The organism is Tardiphaga robiniae, assembly GCF_013359755.1.
Taxonomy (GTDB): Bacteria; Pseudomonadota; Alphaproteobacteria; order Rhizobiales; family Xanthobacteraceae; genus Tardiphaga; species Tardiphaga robiniae.
Genome location: NZ_JABMCJ010000078.1, coordinates 176,183 through 188,265, shown reverse-complemented (window position 1 = coordinate 188,265; position 12,083 = coordinate 176,183). Strand labels below are relative to the sequence as shown.

Annotated in this window: 4 protein-coding genes; 2 read left to right on the top strand and 2 right to left on the bottom strand. The window is 62.4% G+C overall.

The features are described 5' to 3' along the window. Positions 1 to 171: 171 nt before the first annotated feature. Positions 172 to 369: a hypothetical protein gene (locus HP556_RS10620; protein ID WP_175366973.1), complete on the top strand. Its 198-nt coding sequence runs from the start codon at positions 172 to 174 to the stop codon at positions 367 to 369. Continuing rightward, positions 356 to 2,872: an AAA family ATPase gene (locus HP556_RS10615; RefSeq protein ID WP_175366972.1), complete on the top strand. Its 2,517-nt coding sequence runs from the start codon at positions 356 to 358 to the stop codon at positions 2,870 to 2,872. Before HP556_RS10620 ends, HP556_RS10615 begins: the two co-directional genes overlap by 14 nt. Before the next feature lie 386 nt (positions 2,873 to 3,258). Here the strand turns inward: HP556_RS10615 and HP556_RS10610 are convergent, their stop codons facing one another. Both HP556_RS10610 and HP556_RS10605 read right to left on the bottom strand, forming a co-directional pair. Then, positions 3,259 to 3,870: an amidase domain-containing protein gene (locus HP556_RS10610; protein WP_175366971.1), complete on the bottom strand. Its 612-nt coding sequence runs from the start codon at positions 3,868 to 3,870 to the stop codon at positions 3,259 to 3,261. A gap of 40 nt (positions 3,871 to 3,910) precedes the next feature. Then, positions 3,911 to 12,070, bottom strand: a complete 8,160-nt coding sequence (locus tag HP556_RS10605) for a hypothetical protein (RefSeq protein ID WP_246297595.1) — start codon at positions 12,068 to 12,070, stop codon at positions 3,911 to 3,913. Positions 12,071 to 12,083 lie beyond the last annotated feature (13 nt).

Sequence of the window (12,083 nt, the reverse complement as noted above, 5' to 3'; positions counted from 1 at the left end):
GTGCGAAAGAGCCGAGAGAAGAAGGACGTGCGGGATGCGCGCACGAAGGAGAAAAAAATGGGGTGAATTTCATAACAAGCCGAGTTGCAGATCGCGGTTTGCGCGACTGGTGATATACTTCGGCAACTCAGTACGGGGCTCTGAGATTGCAAACGGGCCTGGGGGAATAGCGTGAGCGAGGAAGAACAGTCAGAAGAAGAGCCGCAGAGCAATCTCGCGCGGTTACAGGGGCATTTGAAGGAAGGGAGCCTTGCGGCAGGATTGGTTGCCGCCCGCATCGCAGCTGGCGATGGTGACCCGCGCCCGCTCTTGCGCAAAGCGATGTTTGACCGAATTGACGCGCTGAAGGCCAAGCATGACCCTGTGTAAAATCAACAAGCTTGAGATCCAGGGATTCAGGGCGTTCGGACGGAATCCGCAGACGCTTGAATTCCCGTCGCTCCTCGCAGCGATCTGGGGGCCGAACAGCCAGGGCAAGACGAGCCTTGCCGAGGCGGTCGAGTTCCTGCTGACCGGCGAGATCGTCCGCCGGGCCCTGATGGCGAGCGGCCAGGACGAGTTTGCCGATTCCTTGCGAAACGCGCATCTGCCCGCAGGCGCGGAGGTGTTCGTTCAGGCGAGGGTGCTGGGTATCGACGGCAAGGAATATGTCGTCAAGCGTACGCTCACGACCGACTACGGCAAAAAGCAGGAATGCGCCACGGCGCTGACCATCGACGGCAAGGCGTGCGCAGAGAGTGGCCTCGCGGCGCTCGGCATCCGGCTATCGCAGCCGCCGCTGCGCGCGCCGGTTCTGGCACAGCATACGCTCGGCTATGTGTTCTCGGCTAAGCCCCAGGACAGGTCGAGCTATTTCAAGGCGCTGCTCGAGGTCACCGACCTTGACGAGTTTCGTGGCCAGGTGGCGGCGCTCGAAAAGGAGATCGCGCCTCCTGCAAATCCGCTTCTCGGCAAGTTTATGCTCGCGGCTTCTATCGCGGCGGCGGCGCAACAGCTGAAGCCGTATCTTTTGAAAGTGCCGAGTGAGGCCGAGCTTACGGCATCGCTGTCCGCCGCCTTCAAGGGTCTAATAGGGGCGAGCGGCGAAACCGCGCCGCCCGGCGACGAGGAACGGAAGGCGCGCGTCATCGCGCTCCTTGCCGAGAAACAGGCAAAGACGTTCCCGCTCAAAGGATTTGATCGTAAGGCGCTGCCTGCTGGGGCCGCGTCCGCGCCCGGAAGGTTTGAGAGCCTGCGTCGCTTCGTGGAGGAGCGCGGGAAAGTCGATGCGGAAGTGCGCCGTCTTGCGAACTTGTTTCGCGAGGCGCTCGCCCTGCCTGCCGTGCACGAGGCGGAGCATCCCATCGACTGCCCGCTGTGCGGGGCCGACAACACGCTGACCCCCGAGAGGATTGCGCTGCTCCGTGAGCGTGTGGCCGATACGGAATCCTTCCAGCAGGCTTTGAAGGAAGCCCGCGAAACTTTCGGCCTGATGGCCACAGGACTGTCCAGCCTTAAGGGCGCGCTTGGCGAAGCATTGCCGATATTCATCACCAATCCCTCGAAGTTCCGGCGGGCGCGCGGGTTCCGGGTAGCGCGCATCCGCGGGCTGCTTGGAGAGAGTGCAAAAGCCGATATAGCCGCCTGGCTCTCGTCGCTCCGGGCTCTTGCTCGCGCGAGGGGCTCCGTTGTGGCCGCGCTTCGCAGGACGAGCGGGCTCGTGAAGAAGTGCGCCGCGGACATGGACGGGTTTGACGAGTGCGCGTCCCTTGAGAACGGCTTTGGCGCAATCGCGGAAGCCCACGCCGATTTTGCATTGGCGCTCGCAGCATACGGCAGTTGCGAGGATAAGCTTCGCGCGGGACTGCAATCCGTCGTTGACGCGCAGAGTGAGACAGCCGGATGGCAGGAGCTTATCGAGCTTGCGGGCGATCCCGCAGCGCTGCGGTCAGCCATGATCGAACGCTCCGCTTATGCAGAGGCTGCGAAAGAGCTCGCGCAGGCCCTCAAGCAGATCGATAAGGGGAATGAGACTGTTCTCGACGAGAAATTCGGCGACCTCAGCGACGGCGTTCAGAAATGGTGGGATATTCTGAGGCCGGAAGAGCATAGCTTCTTCGACGGCGTGAAGCAGCGGCCCGGCGCGCGGCGTACCATTGATTTCAAGGCGGGGCTATCGACCGCGTCCGACCGGAGCAGCCCGCAGTTCCGCGATGTTGTCGCGGTCTTCAGCATGTCGCAGCTTCACTGCCTTGGCCTTGCGCTCTTTCTTGCCCGCGCGGTCAACGAGAAGGCGGGATTTGTCGTGCTGGACGATCCCATCCTGTCGAGCGACGAGGATTATCGCGCCTTCTTCAACGCCATGGTGGTCGAGGAGCTCATCAATCTCGGGATGCAGGTGATCGTGCTGACGCAAGATCAAAAGACCTGGAAGGATTTGGGCGAGCGGTATCTTCATCAGGGTATCGGCCTGTTTCAGATCGACCTGCGAAGTCCTGCCGACGGCTCGGCGGTCGCAAACACCGCCGACGACCTTGAGACGAAATTCATGAAGGCTGAGATCCTCGTGCGGGGCGGTCATCCCAGCCTGCACAAGCAGGGCGGCGAAGTGATACGCGATGCCGCCGAGCGGTTCTGCAAGGAGATGCTTCTCAAAGCACGGCGCGCGACCGGCGACGTTGCAGCATCGCTCAACGACTATGGCCTTAAGAATCTCGGCCATCTTGCGCCGCAAGTTGAACCGTTCCTGATCCGGGACCCATCGCACGCGGGAAAACTGAGGGCAATTGGCGGAGCGGTGAACCCCGCCAAGCACGACGACGCTATTCCGGCGGCTGGCGTTTTAAAGGTCGCGCTAGGCGATCTGCGCTTCCTGAAGAAAACTTATCTTTGAGCCCAAGGTTGTATTTACTATAGCCTCCTCCTAGCTGGCGAGCTATCCGGCGATGGGATGACAGTCCCATGTCGGCGGAAGGCGGCCCTGAAGATGGTGCACCGGCGATCAAAGAAAATCTCGCGACAACCAACCTAAGCGGGCTTTGAATGTTGTGCCGGCAGCGAGCCTGGCGCGCAGTGTGAGCCTCACCGAGGCGGACCAAACGTAAAACTGACTTATGAGCTGCTGATCTGTCGCTAAATGCATGCCGACGTGGATTGGCGGCACTTTAGGAGCTGTCCGGGGCTGTCGTGCTACGAGCGCCGACCGCAATGACGTAATCGTTTGCAAAGTTACCTCCCCAAAGGCTTCCAATGTTGGACGCCGAGAGATCGATGTTGGAGCTATGCAACCAGAGGCGCAGCGTCCCGTATGCGCGCAAGCGTGTACTTCACATTGGTGATGAGGACGCTGTTCCACTCCTGCCCGGTTTCGTTGCTTTGATCGCATCGGCATCGTGTGTGACATGCGATTCGCTTTTTGGCATCCGCGAGATACATTGCGCAATGACCATAGGCATTCACCGATGGATCCCAATAGAAGACCAGATCTCCAGCGGCCAGCTGAGAAAGCTTGTTCGCTGCCTGATCGTGGCTGGCCTTCTCAACGATCGTCTCAATAAAACCGTCCTCGGACAGCGTACTGAACATTCGACGGGCGCTGATGACCCCATAAATCGCAGTCGGAAAGTCGCGCTGTATTGGCAATCCGCCACCGGCTTCATTGGCTTCTTTTCCAAGGCAGCATGAGAGGAAATGGGCGCAATCGTCAACGTTGTCGATTTCCTTCCCGTCGGGCAACTTCGCTGTCTCGTTTGTGTCAGTGCGGACAAAATCCGTCCCGTTCGGCACTTTGATGTAAGGAGTCGCTTCGCGCACGCCGATGTATAGATCGGAGCATGACTTCGTCCAGTATTTGCGGGCGTAGGCGAGAGCTTTAGCGCGATTGTATGTCATGTTGCTTCTCCAGGGGCTAAGAATGCGTGGGCTTCGCGGTTCAGCTTTCGGACTTCTGAAAGTCTGCCTTGGCTGCAGGCAACTGGCCGCCGCCGGTTCGATCGACCTTGATCAGGAATCCGAACGCGTGGTCTGAATCCGCGCCGGCCGGGCCATTGCCGGCAAAAGGCCAGAGAAACAATCCACGCCGTCGAACGTGACCCGCGACCAGGTCGTTGAGCAGATCGGGAAACTCTATTTTTTGCGGAAGCGGCGCGGTCGCAAACAGCGCCGTGCCGACCGCAGCGTCGAGGCGTTGCAGCGTCGCGAGGCCGTAGGTGGCTGCCGGCGGTGGCAAAACCGGCAGGGCGATGATGCCGACGCTCAGCGTCAGTTGTTCACTGTCGCCCGCTTCATTGTTCACCGTTATCCGCACGCGGTCCCCGGCTCGCAGTTGCGCGGGCACATCAGCCGACGGGTTTTTCGGACCAGCGGGCTCTCGTAGTGCCGGGAGGGGAATCGCATAGGTTTCGCATCCGTCCACGACGTAGCGCGAGCCGGGAAATTTGGGATTTGCGGGCTGGGCTTTAGTCGCCGCAATTTGCAGTGATCGCGACGGTCCTCCGTCGGTGGGCTCGACCTGAACGATCAGCACCCAGGAACCCGCAGGTTTTTCAATCTGCGTGCCAACGCCTTTCTGCCGTTTCCAGAACGCCAGATGGATGGTTGCAGCAGGATCATATTCGGCTCGATCGACCGCAAGGACGTGCGGCACGTCGCCGATACCTGCCTGCGCGCTGCCCGTGGGACTGCCGAGTTCGCGATCATACGCCGGGTCGCCGAAGACCAGGGTGAAAGTCTTGACGGACAGCCATCGCTGCCGGCTCGGAATATGCGGCAGGTCGAACACCAGGACGTTGGGCGGACCGGGCAAGAGCTGATTGACACACCCGGTTTCGAGCATTGCAGAGCCGGCTGCATCCATCAGCGGATCGACGCTGTGCGCATGACTAGCCCGTGTACCGCGGATCGTTATCCGCACCGGTGTGTCCGCCGAGGAATCGCGTAGCGCCTGCGCTACGGCGAGCTGGGCCGTGTCGCGAGCCGCCCCCTCGATGCTGAAATCAATCATCAAGCGTGTTGGCTTGGGATCGTTTGAAAAGAACGGCGGCGCTTGGCCGTAATTGATCGTTTCACCCCAGATCATTCTGGTGAATACGACGACCGCATCCCCAACCCTGAGTTCGACGCGCGGACGCCGCATCTCAGCCGGTGAAGGAAGCAGGCCGATCCGTGCCAGAGCTATGTGGGCGGCGGGATCGGGCCCGTTCAAACCCGCTGGCACGGTTACGATCAGGCGGATTCGTCCGTCCCAATCCGCCGAAAGGCGGCCATGATCCGGATGCTCCACGCGGATCGTCACTGCATGCGGGCTCCGCGTGTCGATTGTGGGAAGGCGCTCGAAGCGCACGAGTTGTGCCGGCCCTTCGACAATCTTGAAGGTCTTCAAAATCTCCGGTGCGTGGATTTCATCCATCGAGACGTAGGTCTTGCGCCGGATCGCGAGGTCGGTGATCTCGGGGAGCGCCGACGACCGCGGCGCTCGAACCTGACGGAGGGTGAGGGGTCCGCGCCATGCCGGGCGGCCGAACCGGCTGAAGTCCCTGTCGAACGGCACCATGAAGGATGTCAGCAGCAGGCCCTCGAACTGAGTAAGCATGACCCCGGGCCGTTGGCCGCTGACGGTCGTTTCGACCGGGCCCGGGAGCATCGGTGCCAGGCCGGCGCGGTCGGGCGATTTGCCACCTTCGGGCACCGGATTGCGAGCCTGACCGAATGCCGCGGCGATCGCATCGATGGTCGGCGCGCGAGCACGCGGAGGCGCCAGCATGGATAGCCGGTCGGGCGGCGCACAAAGATTTTTGGCGGCACGGCGCCGGAATGCAGCCCGTTGCCCATTCGAGATGAAGGCGCTCTCGCGCATTTCCGCGGCATCGGCGGGGAGGTAGCCGCCCTCGACAGTATAGTCCGGGCCGGTGATGTCGTGCTGGATCTCATCATCCGCAAGCGCGCTGCGGCTCCATGCGATGGCTGGCCATGCCATGCTCCGCACGCGCCCCGCCCAGGCCTGTTGTTCGTTGCGGCGAACTTCTTCTTCGCCGAGGCTCACATGCGCTTTCGCGGTATCATCGGCGCGCGAGACCAGTGGCCATCCCAATGCCGGCGACGCATAGATCGTGTCGGCCAGTCTGCGCAGGACTTGCGGTCGCTGTTCCGTCATGAGCGGCTTTGCAGGCGTTGTAATTAGCCAGGAAATATGTGGCGGCGGGATTTGCGATCGCGAATCCGGGCCGCGCGACGATTGCGGATCGTGAATCGTCAGATAGCTGCTGTCGACGCTGGCGAGGACCGATACCCGCGGATTTGCGCTCAGCCCGAATGCACGCATCGACGCATCGGCGCGTTGTTTGCCATCAAGAACCACCTGATTGCTGGTGGAATCAACCAGCGTCGCGGCAAGTGCGGCGGGAAGGATCTCGTTGTAGACCGATACTGCGTCGGTCACGGTGAGTGTGACCGCTGGCGCGGGGAAATCAAGGGGCGGCGCATTCGGCGGCCACGCCGTTACGATAAACCTGACTTCTCCGGCAGTGTGGTCGCCTTCGAGCGGGATCTCGCGTGCTGTCACGCAGCTGATGCGCCGGGCAAATGAAGACATCGGATTGCTGCTCAGCGCCTTGCCATAGGCCCTCGCCACGGCATTCAGCGCCAGCAGCGTGCGCGCAAACAGCGGCCGGGAAAGCGGCGGAACGGCCGCGGTCTTGGGCACCAGCATAGACTGATCGACGGCGACGTTCGTACGAGCCTTGCCGCCACCAACGATCGAAGACATCTGTGCTTCAAGCAGACTTTGCGTTCCGTCTTGTACGGCAAGCGAGCAGGGCGGTGCGCCCTCCAGCGACCGTGGCGTGCCGGCCGTCGCGTCATAAAGCGCAATATTGTAGACACTGTCGCCGTTGTCATTGTGGGTTTGCGGACAGGATTTCAGAATGCCGAGGGCGGCTGCGCCGTTCGCGTCTCCGCTCGGAGAGCCGGACAGGGGCGCCCATGGCAAAATCCATTGCGGGACCAGAATGACGCCTTGATTCGGCGTTTCTAGCGAAGTCACGACTTCGGTAAGCGCGGCGCCGGTCAGGATGAGCGAGTCCGGTGCGACGGTCCCTCTTAGCGCCTGCATCACATATTCAATGGGAAAGCCTGCATCGGCCAGTGCGCGGCGAACGACGCCGGCGATGCGAACGTCGGCATCCGGCGCGGCGTCCTTGAACCGCGCGAGGAATGCATAGCGGTCGCGCGCCGGATCTGGAGGCAGATTGGCCGACGCGATGAGCCGGTGCATGTCGAACATGATGACTTCATCGATCGAAGTCCATGTTAGCGGATCTTGCGCCCGGGCCGCCGGCGCATCCGGCCATCCCCCCTTGATCGGTGTCAATGTGTGATCGACGACAGCCCGGAACGACCATGAACTGCCAAGCACGACTGCGTCCCCGTCGGCAACAAGGATGTCCGTCGGCAACTCATGGGCGCAAAGCCGGGGTTGTACCTTGTGCGCGAGCATGAGCTTTGTAAGCGGGTCGCCGCTACCGCGCATGGTCAGTGTTGTCGGCCAGTCCGCCGGGACGGATGAATCGGGATCAAAGGTGACACGGCTTGGCGTCGCGTAGCCGACTGGCCACAAAACCGAACTGGTGTCGAGGCCTGGTGCTGCAAACGCGGCATCGAACAACAACCGCGAGCGCCAGCTGACCGGATTGCCGTCGACAGCCGCGGCGCCGGTGTGACGATGCCTGATCGCGGTGATCCGCTGCGGCGAGGTCGGCACGTCGGCATCAAACGCGAGTTCGACTAGCGCCGAGCCGAGCGGCGGGGTTGGCCATGTCGGCCATTTCTGACCTTCGACGGCGTGTCGTTTCGGAAACACGACGGCGACCATGCCGTGAAGCGTCCCGGCGGGCAGATGGAAGCCGCGGAAAAGCGCCGGCGGTTGCTGGCCGTCGGCTGGCCCGGTGATCCTGTCGTGGACGTCGATCGTGACTACCCCGTTTTCATGATCGATCGATTCAGCGCCGTTGGCGGGGCGAGATCCGAGGCCAAGCCATTGCAACGTGCCGTCGGCAAAGTTGCGCTTGAAAGCTGCTGGGCTATCCACGTCACGCAGCGGAACGGTGAGATCGCCGTCGGCAAGGTAAAGCGTCGGACCGCTGCGCGCCGGCCAAATCAGTTGAATCTTTTTGAGGTTAAGGGTGCCGCTCTCCGGCTGTGCGTTGAACGAGGCGGTCAGTCCCGGCGGGTTGAAACCCGCATCGGTGGTGTCGAGATTGCAGTCCTGTCCGAACAAACGCACACGAAGATTGGCCAACGCGATGTCAGGCTTGCTGTTCTGGACGTTTCGGCTGAAGTGGAAATCGAAGCTCAGTCGCGTTTTCGAGGGCTGCGACGGGATTTGGCTTGGCCCATGATAGACCTCTACGTCCCGCCCCAGGGAAATCGGCTTCGGTCTGTCTGCGGGTTTGGGATCGGCCTTGGACGGAGGATTGAACGGGTCGGAGGCCATAGTCGGATCGGAAGGATCCTTGATCTCGATCCGAACCATCTTGGTCAGGGCAAGACTTCCATCCGGCATCGAGCCGGGACCGAACGTCAGCCGCAGGAGGTTGCCGGTGGCATAGATCGTTTCGGCGGCAAATGGCGCGGTATCATTGTCATCGGAAGGGGGCGACTTGTACTGTACTGAAACCAGCATTTCGAACTGGAGCACGCCGCCGGTGGGAGCGACGTCGACACTGAGCAACCGCAACGGCCGGGCGGACAGCGGGCCCGCCAGATCGAACTCAAACCGGCCGCGCTTCGGTTGTTTTTTCGACGATTGCGCTGCCGGCGATCTTTCTTCCTGTGGCCCGAAGAAACTCCATTCGTACAGCGTGCGCGCGACTCTGTTGCGATTGATGGCGCTTGGATCTGGCCCGAGCCCGGTTTCAACACCACCGGAGGTGTCGAAGGTCAGCCGGTCGGCATCCGGCTTGAGCGGCAGGTCGCGGAACCAGAAATCGCAACCGATGTCACCGATCATGACCTTGGTCGGCTTGCGCAGCGTTGCCAGCATCAGGACGTGGTCATCGGGCGCCGCGCGCAGCGCCACGGTCCGGCTGGTGTATGCAGACGAGGCCAAATTCGGCATTAGCGCGAGTGACATGCCACGCGCGTCTTGCAGATGATTGGGCTGTGTCACGGCCGTCGCGGCATCGGGTGGCGTGAAGGTCACGGGGAAAGAAGACGCCGCGAAGCCCTTTACCTTGATCTGGCCGGGACCCGGCGCTGCCGCTGTCTTGAGTTCGTTGCCCGTGGTGGGAATCGTGAAATTGGTGTCGGGCAGACCGGCCAGCGCCGCGGGTCCGTACTGCCAGAATTTGTCGAGGCGATACGCGCCCAGATTGACGCCGACGTTCGGTGCCGGGGGGAGGGCGCTGAAGCTGAACGTCGACGGCTTCCAGACGTAAGGCTCCGCGATGCCACGAACGACACCGTCTGTTACGCCGCTCAATCGATGCCACAGTTCGACGACCGGCTTGTGGTTTTGATCTTCCAGTTCTCGAAGCACGACGCGATCGGCTTCGGTCCGTGCGCGCGCCAATCGACGTGCGTTTTCGAACCACACACCGGATAGCCGCGCGAGATCGAGCGCCGTTGGCGGTGTATCGGTCCTTTGCGAATTCCCGGGCGCGGCGTCTAGCGATCTGTACTGTGATTTCGTGGCCGCGGAAGTCGGCGCTTTCGGCTCCGGCGCCTTAGAATTTGCGAAGAGTTCGTCGAGCAGCGGCAAGTCGTAACGGAGCGAAACCCGCATTTGGTCGCTCGACACCGGTGTGGTCGCATCTGCCGCAGGCGCGAACTCAATGCCGGGCAATGTCAGCGACGCCAGCGCGACGCCGGCGCTTTCCTCGGGAGATGACGGATATGGCCCGGCGCCCGCAGCCTGCAGCGCGGGCCAAGGCCAGCGCCAGCGGCCGTCGCCAAAGGCGGTCGTGCTCAACGGCAGCGCATCAATGCGCGGCAGCCGCGACGTCTTGCCATCGGTGTCGGCAGCAAACGTCAGTACCAATGGTGTGGTCAGGCCGCCGATCACTTCGGCCGGAACCAGCTCGCGTGTCGTCGACGGCCGCTGCGCGCATTCGGCGGTTCGGGTCATCGAGACCGATGAAACGAGCGCAAGGGTTTCATGCGGCCGCCATACCAGCAGGGGATCCGAAACCGATGCAAACAGCGGCAGCTTGAAGCTGATCGAACCGACGCCCGTTTCACGGAAGCCCGCCACCTGGACTTGCCAGTTCGTTGGACCGCTGACACCGAACGAAATTGGAACGGTGGTCAAGGCTGCCGGACCGCTGTCGAGCGGCGGCAGGATTTCGGTTGGCGAGGGACTGGCTTCGCCGGCCCACAATACGCCTTCAAGCGTCCCAGCCGCGGCATCCACTCTGGCGACGATGCTGCGCGGCAGCGCGGTGTCGAGCGGCTTTTTCCAGGTCACGGTGACGTTAACGCGTTGCGCGGCGACGATCTCCAGACCCGGCAGTGCCGGATTGTCGGCACGTTCGGTGAGGCGGTCGGCAGCGATCGCAAGCCGGAGGAAACCGCGAAATGCCGATCCCGCAGCGAGCAGACGGACCGGCGGTGGATCGTCCGGCTTCGGCGCGGGTGGAATCGGCATCTGAACCCAGCCGCGTTCGAGCGCAATGAACGCATAGGGCGGCCGCGTACCGCTGGCGATGGCGCCGGATGCCGCCCAGACTCTACCGAAGCGCACCGCGAGTGGGGCGGCGTCGACAATTCCCGAAAACGGCCCGACCTCCATCTTGTCCGGATTGAGCGGCGGTTGCGCGGCCTCGCTCCATGTCAGCAGGACGGTGGGCGAAGTTGCGGCAACATCGTCTAGCGGGGGCGGCTGCTCGGCTTGCGATGCGATGGTCAGGACGACCGGATCGGCGCCGCGTCGCGCGGCAAGTGTGGTCCTGTGACCGGTCAGCTCGGCGACGCCGGCTTCGCCGCCATCATAGTCCGCACGCGTCAGCAGCCGCGCAGCTACCGCGTCCTCAAGCAGGCGGATGGACGGAATCAATTCCGCGCCGGGCACGGCGGCGGGGTTGTCGCACACCCAGATCGGAGCAGGCGCTTCGCCCTTGATCTGCAGCGGCCAAGCCAGCGGTGGTATGACTGATGTATCGACCTGAAGCGAGATGCAGCCACCTCGCTCGGCAAGATCGCGCGACATCCAGTTGAGGCCAGCCTTCAATTTCGTTAGTGGCGCCGGCTCCGCAGCTGTTTGGCTGCCGTCGATCAGGTCCAGTTGCAAACCGGTTAGTCCATTGCGGATCGCGATCGGAACCAGACGAAGGCGCAATGGCAATCGATCACTGTTGCTAGTCCCGAATGGGTTGGGCGCGAGGACCTCGAATTCTATTCCGTCGGGCGTCAGATCGAAGGTGATGGCATCCGAGGCCTTAGTATGGCCGGGCAATGGCTTTGCGGTTTTCCGTCGCCGAATGAACAGTCCGCCGAAGATCCGAATGTAGTCGCCGGGTGTCGCCCATTCGACTGACAATAGTTTGGTCAGTGCATAGCGGCTGTCGCCGGTACCGGGTTTCGGTTCGATGTCCAGCGCGCAGACGACCGCAATTCGGCCACGCGTGGCACGAAGGCGAGGCGCCGCAAGCTCGAACACGTGGTTGATCTGAACGAAACCCTGCGGCCGTGGCGGCCATGCCGTTTTCGGCGCGACCCGCAAATCGGAATAGCGGGAAGGGCTGGCCGGCGTCGCAGCTGCGCCGGGCACAGCCGGCAACGGCGCCAAATCAGTGATGGCAAGCGGTGTGAATTGAGCTCTTCCGATTTTGACAAACGGCGCCGAGGGCGGACTCCTGCGAAGGTCGACAGTTGTTGCCGCCATGGCCAGCAACATCGGTTCCTGGAAGAAGACGTCGGCCTGGCCTTCAACATGAATCGGATTGGCGCGCACGGACTGCAGGATCACGCGGATCGAACTATTTCGCGGCGGCTGGCCGGTCGCGTCGGGCTGCGGGCCGAGGTCGAGCCAAGCCTGCCATAGCGGATCGTTGCTGCCATAATCGGGCCCGTCGATGCCCACCCGGCGAAATGCAGTCATCCGGCCAGCCATC

What these genes read in the sequence shown, in the direction of transcription:
- HP556_RS10615 (WP_175366972.1), top strand. Translation starts at nt 356, where the DNA reads ATGACCCTGTGTAAAATCAACAAGCTTGAGATCCAGGGATTCAGGGCG.
- HP556_RS10610 (WP_175366971.1), bottom strand. Translation starts at nt 3,870, where the DNA reads ATGACATACAATCGCGCTAAAGCTCTCGCCTACGCCCGCAAATACTGG.
- HP556_RS10605 (WP_246297595.1), bottom strand. Translation starts at nt 12,070, where the DNA reads ATGACTGCATTTCGCCGGGTGGGCATCGACGGGCCCGATTATGGCAGC.